Raw genomic sequence first — 17,891 nt, forward strand, 5'->3', positions numbered from 1 at the left:
TCTCGCTTGAGCTCCGTTATCGGCTAATTGATTTTGTTCAAGTTCCTCCGCAGCGCGTATTCCTTCGGCGTCACCTTGTACTTCTTCTTGAACAGGCTAAAGAAATACGTTTCGTTCGTTAAGCCCACCCTCTGCACGACCTCGTTCACGCTTAAATCCTCTTGCAGGAGAAGCTCCGCCGCCCGGGATAGCCTCACGTCGTTAATCATGTCCGCGATGGACAGATTCGTCGCCTGCTTGTAGATCTTGCTCAAGTTGCGGGCGGAGATCTTCATCATGGCCGCGATCGAGGGCAGGCTCAGGGACAAGTCGCGATAATGGTTATGAATGTATTCCGTGACCGCGTCCACGACGAAATCGTTCAGCGTATCCGTATTCTCGGCCGTCTCCTTGTTGATGGAATCCAACAAGCCTCCCTGGAGGATCCGATGGATCTCGGCCATCGTCTCCTTCTCCATGACTTGCCTGCCGAACGAGGCGATCTGCAGCGAAGGAGCCGGGGGTATCCTCGCTTCGTCCAACGCCTCGACCGCCGTATCGAACAGTCTTATGATCGAGACCAAGGCATTGTGGTAGTTAAGCGTCTCCATCTCTCCGAACAGATTCGCCAGAACTTCCTTCATCCCGGCCACGTTGCCCGACTTGATCGACTCCGCGAACCATTCTTCCAATTCCTTCGGGTAGCCGGCCTTCTTGTTCTCGACGTTCCTGCGAACGCGCGAATGCGTAATGAGGGATCCGTGACCGAGGTGCAGCCGGTACATGGACAGATCCAACGTCTGATTGTACAGCGCATGCAAGTCGCTTATCTCTTCGGCATGGCCGCTGATCGCCGCCGTGAAGGTGACCTTGAAGAACCGGGAGAAATTGTCCTGCGCTTCGCCGAGCAGCCCGGCCAGTTCGGCGGCATAAGCCCCGTCCCGATCCGGAACGCTCACGAGCAGCAGCACGTGGTCTTCCTTCATATCGATTCCTTCGTTAGGGAACGATTTGGCCACCGTCTCGGATGCGATATTGAGTATCGCGAACCGGAACATCTCCTTGTCCCTGGCATTGAAGGCTTGTTGGAACTCCCTGTAATTATCGATCTTTAACAAACAGACGGCATGCGTGCCTGACGGCGACAAAGAAATTCTCATCTCCTTGAATAAGGACGCGAGCTCCTCCCGCGAAATCGCGAGGCGCTCGTCGAGCAATCGCCGCAGCCAATAATGCCTCATTAAATCCTTGTTATCGTGTTTCTCCTTGTAGAACAACTCGAGCTCTTCCATCGACTGCCGGTAGACGGCGTTCAGATACGAGATTTCGTCGACGGCTTCGTCCTCTCCCGTCCCGCGCAGCCGATCTCGCTTGACCGCGTTCACGAGGTTGCCGAACGGCCGGTAGATTCGGCGGGAGATCACGATCGCGAGGACGAGAGCGAGCAGCAGCGCAAGGAGCGTGATGAGAATCAGGCTTGCGCGCAGACTCGCGATCGACCGATAGACTTCTTCGACCGGTTGCGCCTTCAGCAGGGTCATGCCTGCGCTCTCGACGCTCGAGTACGTGACCAGGTACTCGGTCCCGCCGTGCTTGCTCTGGAAGAAGCCGTCCGGATCGCCGTTCGGATGATCGGCTCGATAATCGACGAAATCGGCCTTCAACGCCTGCATGATTCCGTTATCGCCGGAGCCGTCGGCCAGATACGCTCCGGATTGGTCCAAGAGGAAGATCGTGTCGCCCTTTCGCTTGTCGATCATGTTGATCTGCCGGATGTTGTCCAAGAGCCACTCCGCTCTGACGTTGATGACGATAACGCCCTCCGGCTTCAGATCTTCCGGGGAGGTCTCGTACATGAAGTACGAGAAGACGCGCTCGGGACGGGACTCGCCGTTCACCAGCTTCCGGATGTCGCGGAAGATCGGCTCCATCTTCGGAGGCAGTCGCTCCGAACGGTTGAGCGCGTCTATCATCTGGTCTTCGAAGAACAAGGGACTTCCCGCGTTGTACGTCTGGTTTAAGTGGCGATTGTAGATCGTCAGGGAGTGTATGTACGCGTTGGTCGACGTGATGGAGCTGGTCACTTTATTCAGGCGATTGGCCACGTCGACCATATCCTCTTGCTTCGCGTACATCACCGCGTCCACGTCGCTGTTCAGATACAGCGACTTGCACAAGCTGGCGATCGCGTCGTCCATGAACGCCATATTGTATTTCACTTGGTACAGGATCTTCTGATTGGAGACGTACTCGTTCTTCACGAGCAGCTTCTGGGTGTTGATGCCGACGACCGCCGACAGCAAGACGACAACGAGCAGGATGGCGATGCTGATCCAAAGAAACATTTTGAAGTAATACATCTTGACCCCGAATCGCTTCATGCGATGGTCCTCCCCTTGACATGAACAATGCCGAAGAGACTGGCCTCCGCCAGTCCCTCACGCAATCTTATCTTATTGTATGCTTGCCCGCAGCCGATCGGAGAGCGCGTGCAGGTTGCCCAGGCTTATTCGGACGCTGTCCAGCGCGTCGCCCTCGCATTGATCCTGTTCGACGACATACCATTCCACGCCGTGTAGCTCCCCCCATAGCAGCAGCGGCTCGAAGTCAATGATCCCGGTACCGATCTCGGCATAGGTTCGGCGCTCGTCGCCCGTCATGTCCTTCAGGTGCATCGTCGGCATTCGGCCGCTATATCGGTCTATGAACGCAGCCGGTTCATAGCCCGCTTTCGTCAACCAGTATACATCAATTTCCGCTAACACGGCATTAGCAGCCGACGGTTCGATTAGGTAACTCAGCGCGTCCTGGCCATTGACGCTCGTATCGAACTCGAAGGCATGGTTGTGGAAGCTGACCGTGAAGCCTTCGCCTGCCGCCTCCGCGGCCGCCTCGTTAAGCGCTTCCCTTAACCTGACGTATCCTTCTTCGTTCCGCCATTCATGGGGCACGGACGGGCAGATCAAGCGATTCGTGCCCAGCATTTTCGCCTCCGCCATCGCATGCCGCGCGTTCGATCGCAATTGCTCCACGGAGACGTGCATGCCAGCCGTCTTCAGCCCGGATGCCTGCAGCACCTCCGCGATCTCCTCTGCCGAATGCCCATGAAGCCCGGCGGTCTCCACTCCGGCCCAGCCCATCTCGCCTAATGTTCGCAGCGTAGCGGGGAAGTCCTGCTCGCATTCCTTGCGCAGCGTGTATAATTGAACGGCGAATTTGCGCCTCAATTCGATTCCTCCTCGCGTCACCACGTTACCTCCATTTCCCCGCTTACATGCGGGATAACCAATTTATCGCCGAATACGCAGCCCTGAAGGTCCAGATAGACGTTATCGGCCTTGACCTCGACGCTTCCCGCGGCCAGACTCGCCAGCGGCGGGTATATCGTCACCGCAGCCTCGCGCAAGCCCGTGACGTGGATGAAGCGAACCGAATTCTTCCTCGGCGTAGGGATCGGCATGTATTCCCGGCAGAAGACGGTCGTCGTCTCTTGCTGATCGACGAAGATGCGGCACTCGTCGTGGAACGTACGATCGAACGAATAAGCGGCATCCCCTTGTCCGGCCCGGATCGTCTGGCCCGTAAAGACCGGAACTCCGCCCGGAAAGCGCATGCGGAGCGATACCGAAGTATCCTGCCGGCAGCCCGTGAAGATGAACCCGTTGTCGCGGCGCGAGACGAACAGGAGCGCGGACTTGCTCGCCTCTTCCGGCTTCGTCTGCCGCAGCTCGTAACCGAATTCCGCGAGGATCTGCCGGGCGAGAATCGAGAGGTCCGAGTAAGACTCGGCTTGCCGGACGGGAAGCTGCGTAACGGATCCTCCCTCGAACGGCAGGGAACCCCGCACCCAACCGACTTTGCCGCCGTTCCACGCCGGCAGCTCCCGGGTCAAGGCGAGGATTCGAACCTCGTCTTCCCGGGCGGATGTCGCCGTCGCGCATACTTTCGTGGCCCGATCGTCCCCGTCGTTCAGAACCTCGTGAAGCTCGCCGCCTCCAATTAGGGGATCGTGCTTGAATAGTCTCGATGTCGAGGCTTCTTCGTCTAGCAACGTGTCGGGCTGCATCGTATGATTCAGCGTCAGCTCGCCTTCGAGGCCGCGATCCTGCCGGATGTTGAGCAGCTCTTGCCACCGCGGATCGGTTACCGCCCCGTAGATGATCGCCTTGCCCCCTTCCCGGACGAACGCGGCCAGAATTCGGCCGTTCTCGCCCTTTAACCCGGAAGCCGGAGCGAAGACGATCGTATCCCGCAGCTTGGTCTTCGCTTCGGCCGACATCGCCGCGAATTCATCCGTGCTGAGCACGGTATTGAGCGGCAATCCCTGATTGACCGCATTGCGCACGAACCACTCTTCGAAGAAGATCGTCTTTGATTCGTTCGTTGATTCCGCAACCGCCGCATGGTATTCCGCGAACGGATAGAGCCAGGTCAGAATGCCGGCCCGATCGGGGAAGTCTTGGATCGCCCGCCGAAGATGGGGAATGACTTCCGCGGGACAATCCGCGTTCAATTCGCCCTTCTCCGTATCGATCGTCAGAAGCTCGATAATGCCCGGATTCTGCAGCTCGCCTTCGCGATTCATCCGAGCGACCGTCAATGGACAATAGATGTCGTGCGGCTCCCGATCGTAGAGATCCCACCAGGGATTCTGCCAGAACCAAGGATCGTTCGGATAAAAGCGGTACGGATACGTCTCGCCCGGCAGAACCGCGATTCTGGACATGTGCGACGCGATCTCCAGTCCGAAGTCGAAGTTGAGCGCTCCCCACGGCGAGTTCGGCGGCGGGTAAGCGATATATTTTCTCCCGTACAGCTCGGCCAGCGGTATGAAGTCCTTCGCCAGGTCCATCCCCGTCCCGAAGTTGGTGCCGCGCACCTCCGTGCGGAAATCCGGGCATTCCCGCTTGAAATGCTCCCAGAACGACAGCGTTCTGCCCGTCAGCTCTTCGTAATCCGCCAGCGGCAACGCCGTCCCGTCGTAATTCGCTCCGAGGTACGTCCAAGGGAAGTAAGAGAAGCCGAAGCCGTTCGAGAACCAGATATAATCGAAGCCGAGCTCCGGAAGAAAGCTTGCGCATTGCCTTCCCAGGTATTCGCCGAACGGCGTTCCTACGGGTATACCTTCCGGATAAGCGGCATAGGCGTTTCGATCTTCGCGCAGCTTCGACCACGTGCAGATCACGTTGTAATCCGCCTTCAGCGCGATCTCTTTGCCCCCGAGCTCGGCATGATTGATCTCCGGATGAAGCTTGTATTTGAAATCGGAATAGGCGAATTCGGGTCCGGCGTCGAACGTGGCGCCGACTTCCATCCGAATGGCGAAGTTCTCGGCGGCGATTCGCTTGAATGCCCCTACGATGAACCGAAGATCGGCGTACGTAATCGCGCAAGCATCGGGCCGGTAAAGCTTGGCGGTACGAGGGTCGCTCGGCTCATGGCCGAATTTGTCCTCGTTCGCGAAGCCGATATAGCGCCCCCACTCGATCTCGCGCTCCCAATTGCCGTCCCAAGTCAGAATTTCGCTGCCGTCCGCAACCCATAAAAGCATCGAACAGCTATCCGCCATGCCGATCAACGGCAGCCACTGCCGAATCGCTTCTTCGCATGTCGCTTCGATGGCGGTAGGCTCCATGCTTGTAAATGGTTTCAAGCTCATTTCCAACGTGACTCGCTTTAGTCGTTTGTTCAACCCTTGGCTCATTTCTTTTCTTCCCTTCCCGATGCTTGCGCGATGATGGCTTGCAGCAGATCCGCGATGACCGGCCGAAGCGCCTTCGCGATGCGATCGTATCCCAGATCGGAGGGATGGATGCCGTCCGTCGTGCAATCCTGGGGATCATCGCCCAGCAGCAGCGCCCCGTCGAAGAAATGCACGTTGCGGTCTCCCGCGGAGCGTTGCCGCCCGACCTCTTCCCGCTGGATCCGCTTGCGCTCTTCCCTTCGGGAAGCTTGCTCTTCGTCGAATGCTTCTCTGGCCAAACGAATTTGCGAGATAACGAGAATCGGAACCTCGGGATGGCGCCGGCGATAGATTCGGATGAATTCCGGCAGAGACTCCCGGAGCCGCTCGGTGCTTGGCGTATTGGCTTCGTAATCCAGAATGAGCAGACCCGGCTCCTCGATCTGGCTAATTAGATGCGCGAGCTCGGGTTCCCCTTGTGCGTTGCCCGAGAAGCCTAGATTTACGAATTCGAGCGGGAACATGCGGCTGAGAATATTGGGATACGCCATGCCCGGACGGGTCGCGCACGCGCCGTGCGTTATCGACGTTCCGTAGAGAAGCACCTTCTTGCCTAAGGGGAATCCCGGAAACGCCGCGATCTCCGATGAAGGCTCGATGCCGACGTGCAGTTCGGTTACGCCCTGATATAAAGGGAGATTCAGCGTGATATCGCGCATCTGCCTCGGGAGGGAATCGAATAGCACGGATTCGTATTCCGCTTGCGTAAAGTCGAAACGCGAGGTGTTGATATACCGCTGATCCCCGATCGCTCCGATATAACAATCCACGCCGCACTGACCCGTAGCCGTCATCTGATACATGCTATAGGGAGCAGCCAGCTTCACCCTTACGAACAATTTCGGCGAATCCGTCCGGAAACGGACCTGCACGCCGGTCGTATAATTCGCTAACCGATCCACTTCCGGCCGAATCGCATGGCTGGGGTTCACCGGCAACCTGCGATATACGCCGTCTCGCTCCAACCATGGCAACCCCGTTACGCGCAGCGGCGCTTCGAGCGCCGACAGCCATTTCAAGTCCGATGAACAATGACCGCCAATCCTTAAATTGTTATCCTCATGATCGTCCTCTGCTGCTTTACCGCGGTTCGCCCCGCTCATCCCGTCACTTCCCTACTTGATGGCATCCATCATCATTGCGAATATACGAAGATCCTGGACGTAGTCCTCCGGCGTCGTCTTGGGAGGCATTCCCGTGGCTGCGACTTCATGAAAATACTCGAGTTCGCACGTGTACGCGTCCTTGTACGTCGGCCGGATGATCGTCTCCTCGAGCGAGTCGCCGATCGTCTCCCGGATCCGCAGCGTCGTCGGCAACTGCCTTAAATACGGCGTATCGTATTGGATAAGCAGCGACTTGCGCTCCCCGTATACCTCGATATGGGCGTCGAAACGTCCTTGCCCGTCTACGCCGGTCTCGAAGACGGCATGATAATCGTCGAATTCCAGAATGGCGGTTTTGAATCTGCCGCCGCGCGAGGACGTGACCGCCTTCACGCCTATAGGTACGCCGAGAAGCTCCCGCATGGCGGAGATGTCGTGGCTGTTCAATCCAAGCAATAGGCCGTATGCCGCATAGGTCTCGGGAGATTGCTCGCCGATCGCTTCCCTCATCAGACGGGCATTCCTCGCCTTGCGGTCTTGCGCGGCTTCGGCCGGGATATCGTCGAATCGGTACACATGCGTGCCCGATTGGCCGGTGAAGAAAGCGTTCGGACCGATGATATCCCTGACGCGAGCGAAATTGATCGGTCCCAGCGTCCGGACTTCTTCCAGCGCCCGAAGATAAGCAGGAGCGAAGCGCCTCATGTAGCCGACCATCACTTGGGCGACGGAAGCATTCCGCGCCCGGATAATCGCCTCGGCTTCCGCTTCGGTCACGCACATCGGCTTCTCCACGAAGACGTGAATGTTCCTTCGTAACGCGGCCACGGCGCAATCGGTATGGTATTCCATATTGTTCAGGATGAATACCGCGTCCATCCCGGCATGATCGAGCATCTCCTCGGCGTTCGAATACAAGTTCCCGACCGAATACTTCTCTCCCATCTTCGCGAGCAGTTTCGGTGAAATATCGCACAACGCCACCATTTCGTAAAGCTCCGGCAACGATGCCAGAATAGGCAAATGAATGATCTGGGCGACCTCTCCCACGCCGATAATACCGACCTTCAACTTCGTCATTGCGCGATCCCCTTTAATCGGTTTCCTTCGAGTACGGCGGGTTGATCCCTATAGTGAACGAACCGGATACCGCCCTCGGCAACTTAAATCTAACTGCCGCATCCGGCAGTGTACACTTCAAATTACGTCGATTTCTCCAATTATCGGCTTTAGGATTCGCGATTCATCTCATAAATGCAAAAAGCCGCTCCCCTGATAGGGCGGAATGGCTTTCGGGCAGAAGCGAGGTAATGAGGAAAGCGTGACGTGGTTTCTGCGTTATTCTACGAATATCCCCCTATCGATCCGTTATCCCGTCCATGACGGCCTACAAACTGCTTCGGGGAGCAGCCGAAATGCCTTCTAAACAACTGATAAAATTGAGCGGGGCTTGCAAATCCCACGCTGCCGCTGATTTCGGTTACCGACCAAGTCACCGTAAGCAGGAGCTGCGCGGCCCGCTTCATTCTTCGCATTTGCACGATGGCCATCGTACCCTTCAGAACGGCAATCCACTCCACGGCCTCATGATAGTGCCATGGACCATACTCCTCGGAGGCTGGACTTTTGTGGTCGATCGTCCATATTTTCATCCGTAATCATGACCTGAATTTACCTTCCTGGGGACCTTATGCCAAGCAATATATAGGCATCTCCCATATTAACGATCCCTCGAAAGGCGTTCGTTTTGATTTAAGCTTCATGCCGGGATTCTATCGAAGAAAAATAGACATTCCGAATGTTTTATGGGAATCCGGCTATCATCCCTGGGAGGCTTCGCCGGATTTCAGCCATTTCTCCCACCGCCATGAGCTGGAATGGAAGGACCGGGTTTACGCGGATATATCGTTCAGCCGGATTGATGAGCAGAGCCGGCTTGTCCGAGTGAACTTCGCCAATCAAACGGAGCAACCGCAAAATCTGGTGCTGCACGCCATGGCTTCGCTCCAGCCTCCCCGGCTGCCGGGACACGGCGAAGTCCAAATCTTCGCGGAAGCTCGGCTTCCGTATGGAGCAAAGTGGGTAGATGCGCTGGATTTTAAGGAATTGATCTTTGCCAAGCCGCGGCCTGCAAACGGGCTGGCGTACGACGGATTGTCGCGCGGAGAAATTCGCGGACAGCATTTTACGGGAGGGTCGGCAATCGGTTCCCCGTTCGGAACGGATGCCGGAGATCTGCTCCGCTACGAGATAAACATCGAGACCTCTCTGAAGGACGCCGTGTTCCTGCTGCGCGGTCAAGCCGTACGAGGCGCGGAGCTCGAGCTGCGGCTCGGGGAGCATGCGTACCGGCTTTAAATGGAACCATCTGGCAGCTTAACGTTATCTGAAATACATATTGGGAACTTGCCTGCAGGCAAAGTTGCCGTCAGTCTTCGCGCACGGAGTGTTAACCCGCTCGTTCTTGACGGCTTTACGCTTGTCGAGCAGCAGACTTCCAAAGCGGTCACGTTCGTGGATCTCCCTTGGCGCATCGAACCGGAACTGCTGGAAGGGCCCGTTCCCGGCAGCCTAATTCTTCATTTTCCGGATAGACCCTGCTATTATGGCTTGTCGTGGAATTATACCGACGCGGAGATCAGACAGTTCCTAAGCGACGAGCTAGATCAATTCGCCCGCTATACGGTGCACGATCATGTGAGTCCGATTTTGCATGGCAACGGAAAAGGACATTATACGAATGTGTTTATGCGTCCGATTGCCCTAAACCCGGCATCCTCTCTTATTCTTCACGGCATGGTGTGCGGCGGGACTTTGGAAGAAGTATATGCCCGACTGGCAAGCTTTGCGTTGGATGCCGGCGGCTGCGAGTCTATTTATCTAGCGGAACGCCGGAAGCTGAAGGCTCCTCCTGCTTATCCTTCGGGCGACCGTTATTCGTTCAGTCAGCAGCTCATGCGGGCAACCTTGCTGACCAATACGGTTTTCCCGGTCTATACCAAGCGTACGTTCATTCGCCACAACACCCCGGGGAAATGGTGGGATTCCCTGTACACATGGGATTCCGGGTTTATCGGACTTGGCTTCGCCGATCTCGATGACAGCCGGGCAATGGATTGCTTAAATGCTTATATGACGGAGCCGGGAGATCCTGAAGCGGCCTTTATTCATCACGGCAGCCCGGTTCCCGTGCAGCATTATTTGTTCCAGGAGCTGTGGAACCGCAAGCAGTCTCCCGAGCTCCTGAACTATTTCTACCCGAGATCACGGCAATACTACTTCTTCCTCGCAGGCAAAATCAATGGTTCCACGACGGACGTATTTCAAACCGGACTGCTTCAAACCTGGGATTATTTCTATAACTCCGGGGGTTGGGATGATTACCCGCCTCAGAAATACGTGCATGAGCTGAAATTAAAACATAAAGCCGCTCCTGTCATTACGACGAGTCAGCTCATTCGAATCGCCAAAATCCTCAGGATGGCGGCGGCAGCATCCGATAATCGGCAAATGGATACCCAGGAATACGACAAGGACATCCGAAAATGGAGCGATGCCCTCAACGCTTATGCTTGGGATGAGGAAGCCGGCTGTTACGGCTAACGGCTATTGGAACGGTGCGGTCTGGATGCCCCATCAATGGTTTTTCTGGAAAACCATGTTTGATTACGGTTACCCGGACCTCGCTTACCGAATTGCAAACACGGCTTTGGAATTATGGAAACGCGAGACCGAAGCCACTTACAACTGTTACGAGCATTTTATCGTGCAGTCGGGGAGGGGCGCTGGCTGGCATCATTTCGGCGGGTTATCGGCCCCTGTGATTAATTGGTTTGCGGCCTATTATGAGCTGGGCAAGGTTACGACAGGCTTTAACGTCTGGATGCTTCGGCAACACTGCAAGGATGACTACACGGAATACGGCTCGGAATTTCATTATGCCGGACAAGCCGATCAGCCCTTTCATATCAGGGTCAATCTGGCCGAAGGCCTGTCATACGAGGCTGCCGGTACGGGATGCGACGTATTATGCTCCTGTCATCCTGAGCTTGCCGCATGCGTCATTCAGGATTCGGCCAATGCCGGAATCTTCACGGTCACGGTCGTCCCATAATCGATCCGGCTTTCAATCGTAATCCCGTACCTCTCTCCAAAAAGCAGCCGGAGCCGATTGTGAATATTGGTAAGTCCAATGCTCTGCGACGATTGGCCGTCTAACGCGCGTTCCGGATACTCCGTGTCCAGCTTGGCCTGCAAGGCGGCCAGCTCCTCCGGCTCCATTCCTTTCCCGGTATCCCGAATACAAAAGCACGCATCTCCCTGCTCATCCATGCGCCCGGCAACCTCGAGCCGCCCCCCTTGGTCCATCCGCTCAAGCCCATGATAGACGGCATTCTCTACGATAGGCTGGAGAATCATTTTGGGGGTACTCATCTCGAGCAGGCCCTCTTCGACGTCGATGTTCATGTCGAATTTATTCTCGTAACGAATAGAGATAATCTTCATATAGGCCTGAATACAGTCTACTTCTTCCTTGATCTGTACAAGCTCATCCTGTTTGATGCTGTACCTGAAAATCTTGGACATGGATGACGTCATTTGCGCAATTTCCCTGCTTCCGTAATCCAATCCGATGCTGCTGATGCAATTCAGCGTATTATACAGGAAATGCGGGTTGATCTGGCTCTGCAGGGCAGAAAACTCCGCCTGCTTCTGACTGAGCTCGGATTTGTACAATCTGGCTTGGGTATTAAACTTATCCCTGGTCATTTCCTCCATCTCGTCCATCATCCGATTGATGTCTCGGGCAAGCGATCCTACTTCGTTGGTAGACCGGACTTTAATCCGGAAGCTCCTGTCCCTTCCCCCTACCCGTTTCATATCCAAAACAAGCCCCATCACCGGCTTCATCAGGCTATTCATGAAGAAAATGCCCATGATGATCAAAATGAGAATTATGCCAATCCCCACGATAATGCTGACTTTCCTCATGGGGTTCATGTCCGAAGTCAATTCGTGAACCGGTATCATACTCACGATCCGCCACCCGTCCGCCTGCTCCAAACCTTTGACCTGAACGAGGATTTGTTCTCCGTCGATGGTTGTTTTCACTCCGTTAAGCAGGTTGTCCTTATCCATAGCCAATACATCCTTGAACAACGTGCCGCGAGCTTTCGCATTCGTGGAAGCAACGACCTCATCCTGGCTGTCCAGAATGTACAACGTGGAGTGCGGCGTCAATTCCGTATTTTCCACAAGCCCCTGCAGCTTGTCCATATTGACCATGATGGTGAAGTAACCCGTTATTTCGGAGAAATGGATTCCCCCTATCGATTCGACAATCGGTTCAATATAAAAAAACTGTTCCGATCCCGCGTTATCGTCTTTTAACGTCGTGGTGAACTGCCCCTTTTCCCGAAGCGAAGGGTCCTTCTTATACGTTCGAATGAAGCTGTCATAACGTTTGAGAAAGAAAATATCCCCGCCCGAGGAATCCAGACTGTAAAGCTGTTTCCCGCGAACGTCATCAATGACGATGCCGCTCACATACGAATTAAAGGATCTCATATAATCCATGAGATCCAGTGCATAATTACCGCTATCAAACGCCCTCTTGTAATCATCATCCACGACGGTATATTCCTGAATCAGTTTGCTGTTGACCGCAATGCCCGTGCTGACCCGGATATCATGAAAGACGGTATCGATCTTGCTTCGCGTTTGCTCGATCATTTGGTTCCCGAAATTGGCAGCCCTATTCTGGGTGAGATGAGAAAAGCTATAAAAGAAATACAACACCATAGCTGTAAAGATAACGATAGCGAAAAAAAAGATAAGCCATATCTGATGTTTTAATTTCAGTCTACTGGTCTTCATGGCCTGCCGCTCCGTTCATCGTTAACTGCTTTTTCTGAATTTCGAAGGGGTGATCCCGCAATGCTTCTTGAACACTTTATTGAAATAGTAATATTCCGCATACCCGGTCCGAATGGCGATCTCCTCAATCGATAAATCGGTTTTCTTCAATAGCTCGCGGGCTTTCTTAATTCGGAGCTCCGACACGTATTCGGAGAAGGTTTTGCCGAGATTTTTCTTGAACAATTGACAGCAATACACTTGATTAATGTAGAACTGGGCGGACAAATCTTTCAAATACAATTTCTGTTCATAGTGACCGTCGATATAGGCTACCATCTTGTTGAAGCAGGACAAGATGTCTCCTTCGTGCAAAGAGCGGTTGTTCCCTTGCGTGATGGAGGCGAGGACGTCATGCAAAAAGCCGCACAACGATTCGAAGTGTTCGAATCGTTCCTTAATCTCGGAGTAATTAAGGAAATCCATCTCCAAATCTTTCAATTCCTCCGCATAAGCGTTGATCAGGATCCCGACGGCCTGATTCCATAGGTAAACAACCTCGCTCATGCCAAGCTGCCGATCCTTGAAGTAAGCCTGCAGGCCATTGATGTACGCATCCATGTCGCCAAGTTGGTTCCCTTGTATGATCCGATGAATCTCATCGATACACGGTTTCACCAATTGAACCTTCGGCTCGTAATGAACGACTCTTGCGCTTTCGTCCAAAAAAGCCTGGGAAGAGGACAGATCCGCTTCTTTAATCAGCTTGCTCATATGCGTTAGCTGGTTGGAAACGCTGCTGATGCCCACCGTATTCATGCCAGTATTTTTCAAAACCAATTCATCCCATACCAAACAAGCTTTATGTTCCGTCATCAGAACGATCAACCTTTTATTCGTTCCGGCTTCAACTTCCATAGCCGCAACAGGCTTTCCTTCCAAAGAGAGCAGCTTTCTGAAATCTGGATTGCCGGCTTCGAAATCGATGGCAAGCACTTGGTAATAACATTCATCCGCACCTTCGGGAAGCGGCAGATAACGTTTGATCTCTTCCTCATTGGGAGAAGTAAGCGCATCCAGAAGAAGTTGATTGCGTGCCGCGCTTCTTTTGGAGAAATGCATGGCAAGCTCCGCAATAAACGAATCTGCCAGATCCACGTCCAGAGGCTTCAGGAAATAATTAAGCGCGCCGTAGCGCAGCGCTTCCTGAGCATATTTAAATTCCGCATATCCGCTGACGACGACAAACTCCGTGTCCAATTCATGCGCTTTAGCCCTCTGCATAAGATCGAGTCCGGAAATGTCCGGCATCCTGATATCCGTAAATACCAAGTCGGGTTTTTCCGTTAGGATCGCATCCCACGCATTGTAAGCGCTTGTAAATTGGCCTATAATTTCAAAACCGTTTTTCTCCCAGTCAAAGGCGCTGCGGATTCCTCGAATCGCCCACGACTCATCATCTACAATCATGACCTTGTGCATGGGTATCCCCCTGAACATATAAATTTCTACCGAATAATAGCAGAGCTTCCCGGCAATAGCAATTCAAAATACGGATAAACCATGGCGTACGATGGTTTATCCGTATCTGCCGGCTTACTTGCTGCTCTCTTTAATTTCTTTGTACTGCTTGACGTTCTCATCTTGAACGGCTTTGCCGCCAGCGTCCATATATTCGTTCACCAGCTTGTCATACAAGGCGTCGAATTCTGCTGGCTTGGCAACGATCAGCCTATCCATCATTTGCTTGTTCATATCACCCAGCGTTTTGCCGTATTTGATGCTGGCTTCGTTCGGAACCCCATAGTAGAAGGCGGTAAAGCCGTCTGTCGTATTGATCTTGTAAGAATCGACTGCCAATTTCTCATAGGCCTTATCTCCGGTTGCCAAGGCTGCTGCGTACGTTTTGACATTCTTTTCGGTGTCACCCAGCTCCGCGCCGTTTACAACCAGCGTATAATCCAGATTGAGATTGCTCATCTGCATATTTTCGCCGGTTTGCGCAATCCCTTGCGGGATGCCATCCGCCATGGTGTGGTTGACGCCTTCATCGCCGAACTGCAGGAAGAACAACACTTCCGGATCTGCCATCCAGTTCAGATACTTCATGGCCAGCTCCGCATGTTCGCTGCTTTTCGGAATGAACGAGAAAAGTCCGTTTTCATTATACGTCTCTTTTATATATTTCCCGTCCGCGTTCTTGAAGGCATCGATAGGAACATAGTTCGCATCCGGCGCATTTTGTTTCAGCGGCTCGCGAATTTTTTGCACCATCGGATAATCCCAGTTGGCCCCATAGAAGCCTACCTTGCCGTTCGTAACGTCGGCATCCGCTTGCTTAGCCGTTTTGTCCAAAGCGAAGTCGGGGCTGATCAGTTTTTCCGAGTACAGCTTGTTCAGCCATTTATACGCGTCCTTGTTGCCGGGCTTCAGCCAGTTGGTGGTGGTAACGAATTCTTCCTCCGACATTGGGCTCCAGAAGGATGGAACCAGATTGCCAAACGTGTAGTTCATGCCGGCAGCCGCAGTCGCCCAAGGAATGACGCCATTTACGTTGCCAGGGTTCTTGTCGCGGAAGGCAACAAGCGTATCGTACAATTCGTCCTTATTCGTCGGAACGGGCAGTCCCAGCTTATCGAGCCAATCTTTGCGGATAAACAATCCGTTCCAGGCAAGCAAAGTCCGCTTTGCCGGGATAGAGACTTGTTTGCCCTCATATTTCCCGTAGTCAAGAACGGTATCGCCAAGATAAGCTTTCAATTGCTGGCCATGCTTCTCGATCAATTCGTCCAGCGTATATAGACCATTGTTTTTGGCAAAACGGGTTACGGTTGTACCGTCATAAGTAAAGGAAATATCCGGCGCTTCGTTGGCAGCCATCAACACATTAAGCTTATCGACTTCTTGGGAACGAGGTACCGAAACATATTTTACAATGGCATTATTGGGCTTGCCGAATTTCTCGTTGACGTACTTGGTCCACGTGTTGTCATTCAAGTCCGGCTGTCCTTGAATACCTCTGTCGAACACTTCTACAGTCAAGGTTTCTACCGGACCGGAAGTTGCTTCTGCTGCCGGAGATCCGCCGCTTGATGCCGCTGGTTCGTTATTGCCGTTATTTCCGCCGCAGCCTGCCATAACACCGGCCAGTAACGCTGTGCTAAGCAGAATGGCTGCTTTTTTCTTTGTACCTGTATTCACTTAAAACCACCCTTTCAAATGATAGATATTGCAATGATTCATACCGCAAATCCTCTTTACATCCACCAGCCCCGCCCGGAATCACCCCTTTCAATCCGGTCTTTATCCTTATCAGCCCTTAATAGCCCCCGTCATCACGCCGTCTACGAAATACTTCTGCAGCTTGGGATAGATGAGCAGAATTGGGATGGTCGTAAACATAACGCTGGCCGCCTTCAGTGACTCCGGCACGATAAAGGAGCCGGCGCTGCCTTCTCCGCCTTGTTGGCTGTCCAGCTGCTGATTGGCCGAAATGATCTGGTACAGCTTCATCTGCATCGGATACAGATGTTTGTCCGTAATGTAGAACAGCGCATCCTGGAATCCGTTCCATCTGTCCACCGCATAAAATAGGCTCAATGTGGCGATAGAGGGCAGCGACAGCGGAAGCACGATTTTCATCAAAATGCCCAGATCCGAGCAGCCGTCAATAGCGGCCGATTCTTCCAGACTTTCCGGAAGGTTGGTGAAGAACGTCTTCAGGATGATTAAGTTAAACACGCTCATGGCGCCCGGCAACACCAGACTCCATACCGTATTCATCATCCCCAGGTTTTTAACCAGCATATAAGAAGGAATCAAACCGCCGCTGAAATACATCGTGAAGACTAGCGCGGACAGCATAAAGTTTCTTCCCATCAGCCTTTTTTTCGTTAATGGATACGCTCCGCAAATGGTCAGGAACATACACACCACGGTGTAGAATACCGTAAGCAGAATACTGTAACCAAGCGTATACAGCATCTCCGCGTCGCTTAAGATCGTTTTGTACGTTTCCAGCGTGAAGCCTACCGGCAACAGCCCTACTTTTTGAGAAATAATCGCTTCGTTGGAGCTTAAGGAAAGCGCAATCATATAGAGGAACGGAACGATACACGTGAACGATAACGCCACGATAAATACGATAATGACCATATCCGCCACGCTCATTTTTTTCTTATGGCCTAAGCTGCTCGCCATGCTCACCATATCCCATCCTCACCCAATTTCTTCGCGATATAGTTAGCTCCGATCAGCAGAATCAGGCCAACGACGGATTGGAACAATCCTACCGCGGTTGCCTGGGCGAAATCCCCAGAACTAATGCCGACTCTGTATACGAACGTACTGATAACGTCGGAGTAGTCGCTCACTAATGAATTGCCCATTACGAACGGTCGATCGAAACCGATGGACACCATCCTGCCAATCTGGAGAATCAGCAAAATATTAATCGTCGACTTCATGCCGGGCAATGTAATATGCCATACTTTGCGAAGTCTGCTGCAGCCGTCAATATCGGAGGCTTCGTACAGTTCTTTATTAATTCCCGTCATGGCCGCCAGATAGATGATCGTACCCCAGCCGATTTGCTGCCATACGCCAACGGAGATATACGTCGTTAACCAAGGTACCTTCTGCGACAGAAACTCGATTTTCGCAAGGCCGATGTTGGCCAGGAACGTGTTGACCATGCCGCTGCTCGAGAACATCAGATAGACCATGCCGCCTATAATAACCCAGGACAAAAAGTGAGGCAGATACAACACGGTTTGCGTAAATTTCTTGAATTTTGCCGCTCTCACTTCATTGAGCAGTATCGCTAGCATAATAGGCGCCGGGAAGCCCGCGATCAAGTCATACACATTCAGAAGCAGCGTATTCTTAAGCGCACGGTAGAAGCTGTCCTGCTGGAAGATGAACCGGAACACGTCCATCCCAACCCACTCGCTCCCCTTGATGCCCGCAAAAATGTTGTAATCCTGGAACGCCATAACGATGCCGTATATCGGGGCATATCGGAAGATCAGGATATATGCAAAGGGCAGCAGCAAGAGAGCGTATAACCATTTGTCTCTTTTGATGTTGTGAAGAAATTTGTTTTCCTTCTTTTTTGAAGCGTAGTCTTGCGCTAAAACCGCTTTCATTTCTCTCATCCCTCCGGCTGTATAAAGGAGCTTTTATATTTTCATTATAGCTACCGGGGA

At 53.1% G+C, this 17,891-nt stretch carries 14 protein-coding genes; 3 read left to right on the top strand and 11 right to left on the bottom strand.

All coding sequences use genetic code 11. The features are described from left to right. Positions 1-23 precede the first annotated feature (23 nt). From AC50YL_RS11720 to AC50YL_RS11745, 6 genes are all read right to left on the bottom strand, one after another. Positions 24-2,360 (bottom strand): AraC family transcriptional regulator, encoded by a 2,337-nt coding sequence (locus AC50YL_RS11720; protein ID WP_494832075.1) that lies wholly within the window; start codon positions 2,358-2,360, stop codon positions 24-26. 72 nt (positions 2,361-2,432) lie between these two features. Continuing rightward, positions 2,433-3,206: a sugar phosphate isomerase/epimerase family protein gene (locus AC50YL_RS11725; protein WP_494832077.1), complete on the bottom strand. Its 774-nt coding sequence runs from the start codon at positions 3,204-3,206 to the stop codon at positions 2,433-2,435. Positions 3,207-3,223: 17 nt separating this feature from the next. After that, positions 3,224-5,683 carry a hypothetical protein gene (locus tag AC50YL_RS11730; protein WP_494832079.1) on the bottom strand — a complete coding sequence of 820 codons (2,460 nt, stop codon included), beginning with the start codon at positions 5,681-5,683 and terminating at the stop codon, positions 3,224-3,226. Continuing rightward, positions 5,680-6,825 carry an SGNH/GDSL hydrolase family protein gene (locus AC50YL_RS11735; protein WP_494832081.1) on the bottom strand — a complete coding sequence of 382 codons (1,146 nt, stop codon included), beginning with the start codon at positions 6,823-6,825 and terminating at the stop codon, positions 5,680-5,682. The genes AC50YL_RS11730 and AC50YL_RS11735 overlap by 4 nt, the downstream gene beginning before the upstream one ends. A gap of 12 nt (positions 6,826-6,837) precedes the next feature. After that, positions 6,838-7,908, bottom strand: coding sequence for a Gfo/Idh/MocA family protein (locus AC50YL_RS11740; protein WP_494832083.1), 1,071 nt, complete (start codon positions 7,906-7,908; stop codon positions 6,838-6,840). Positions 7,909-8,171: 263 nt separating this feature from the next. Continuing rightward, positions 8,172-8,480: a helix-turn-helix transcriptional regulator gene (locus AC50YL_RS11745; protein WP_494832085.1), complete on the bottom strand. Its 309-nt coding sequence runs from the start codon at positions 8,478-8,480 to the stop codon at positions 8,172-8,174. On the opposite strand from AC50YL_RS11745, the gene AC50YL_RS11750 reads away from it, so the two are divergent. The 3 genes from AC50YL_RS11750 to AC50YL_RS11760 are packed head-to-tail and all read left to right on the top strand — an operon-like array spanning position 8,455 to position 10,942. Next, positions 8,455-9,186 (top strand): hypothetical protein, encoded by a 732-nt coding sequence (locus AC50YL_RS11750; RefSeq protein ID WP_494832087.1) that lies wholly within the window; start codon positions 8,455-8,457, stop codon positions 9,184-9,186. The two genes, AC50YL_RS11745 and AC50YL_RS11750, sit on opposite strands and share 26 nt — an antisense overlap. 48 nt (positions 9,187-9,234) lie before the next feature. Continuing rightward, on the top strand, positions 9,235-10,431 hold the full coding sequence (locus AC50YL_RS11755; RefSeq protein WP_494832088.1) for a hypothetical protein: 1,197 nt from the start codon (positions 9,235-9,237) through the stop codon (positions 10,429-10,431). Between the two features lie 25 nt (positions 10,432-10,456). After that, positions 10,457-10,942 carry a hypothetical protein gene (locus AC50YL_RS11760; RefSeq protein WP_494832090.1) on the top strand — a complete coding sequence of 162 codons (486 nt, stop codon included), beginning with the start codon at positions 10,457-10,459 and terminating at the stop codon, positions 10,940-10,942. Here AC50YL_RS11760 and AC50YL_RS11765 read toward each other — a convergent pair. The 5 genes from AC50YL_RS11765 to AC50YL_RS11785 all read right to left on the bottom strand — a co-directional run bounded on the left by AC50YL_RS11765 (position 10,894) and on the right by AC50YL_RS11785 (position 17,831). Next, positions 10,894-12,705, bottom strand: coding sequence for a cache domain-containing sensor histidine kinase (locus AC50YL_RS11765; protein ID WP_494832092.1), 1,812 nt, complete (start codon positions 12,703-12,705; stop codon positions 10,894-10,896). The two genes, AC50YL_RS11760 and AC50YL_RS11765, sit on opposite strands and share 49 nt — an antisense overlap. A 21-nt stretch (positions 12,706-12,726) precedes the next feature. After that, positions 12,727-14,166 carry a response regulator transcription factor gene (locus AC50YL_RS11770; RefSeq protein ID WP_494832094.1) on the bottom strand — a complete coding sequence of 480 codons (1,440 nt, stop codon included), beginning with the start codon at positions 14,164-14,166 and terminating at the stop codon, positions 12,727-12,729. Positions 14,167-14,280: 114 nt separating this feature from the next. Further along, complete coding sequence (locus tag AC50YL_RS11775; protein ID WP_494832096.1) at positions 14,281-15,885, bottom strand: extracellular solute-binding protein; 1,605 nt, start codon at positions 15,883-15,885, stop codon at positions 14,281-14,283. Between the two features lie 111 nt (positions 15,886-15,996). Next, positions 15,997-16,893 carry a carbohydrate ABC transporter permease gene (locus AC50YL_RS11780; protein ID WP_494832098.1) on the bottom strand — a complete coding sequence of 299 codons (897 nt, stop codon included), beginning with the start codon at positions 16,891-16,893 and terminating at the stop codon, positions 15,997-15,999. Next, a complete protein-coding gene (locus tag AC50YL_RS11785; RefSeq protein ID WP_494832100.1) occupies positions 16,887-17,831 on the bottom strand; it encodes an ABC transporter permease in 945 nt (314 codons plus the stop codon). Before AC50YL_RS11785 ends, AC50YL_RS11780 begins: the two co-directional genes overlap by 7 nt. Between the last annotated feature and the right edge of the window lie 60 nt (positions 17,832-17,891).

The organism is Paenibacillus sp. J22P277, from assembly GCF_059383675.1.

Excerpts from the sequence above, each read along its gene's own strand:
- AC50YL_RS11720 (WP_494832075.1), bottom strand. The coding sequence starts at position 2,360 with ATGAAGCGATTCGGGGTCAAGATGTATTACTTCAAAATGTTTCTTTGG.
- AC50YL_RS11730 (WP_494832079.1), bottom strand. The coding sequence starts at position 5,683 with ATGAGCCAAGGGTTGAACAAACGACTAAAGCGAGTCACGTTGGAAATG.
- AC50YL_RS11735 (WP_494832081.1), bottom strand. The coding sequence starts at position 6,825 with ATGAGCGGGGCGAACCGCGGTAAAGCAGCAGAGGACGATCATGAGGAT.
- AC50YL_RS11740 (WP_494832083.1), bottom strand. The coding sequence starts at position 7,908 with ATGACGAAGTTGAAGGTCGGTATTATCGGCGTGGGAGAGGTCGCCCAG.
- AC50YL_RS11745 (WP_494832085.1), bottom strand. The coding sequence starts at position 8,480 with ATGAAAATATGGACGATCGACCACAAAAGTCCAGCCTCCGAGGAGTAT.
- AC50YL_RS11760 (WP_494832090.1), top strand. The coding sequence starts at position 10,457 with ATGCCCCATCAATGGTTTTTCTGGAAAACCATGTTTGATTACGGTTAC.
- AC50YL_RS11765 (WP_494832092.1), bottom strand. The coding sequence starts at position 12,705 with ATGAAGACCAGTAGACTGAAATTAAAACATCAGATATGGCTTATCTTT.
- AC50YL_RS11770 (WP_494832094.1), bottom strand. The coding sequence starts at position 14,166 with ATGCACAAGGTCATGATTGTAGATGATGAGTCGTGGGCGATTCGAGGA.
- AC50YL_RS11780 (WP_494832098.1), bottom strand. The coding sequence starts at position 16,893 with ATGGTGAGCATGGCGAGCAGCTTAGGCCATAAGAAAAAAATGAGCGTG.
- AC50YL_RS11785 (WP_494832100.1), bottom strand. The coding sequence starts at position 17,831 with ATGAAAGCGGTTTTAGCGCAAGACTACGCTTCAAAAAAGAAGGAAAAC.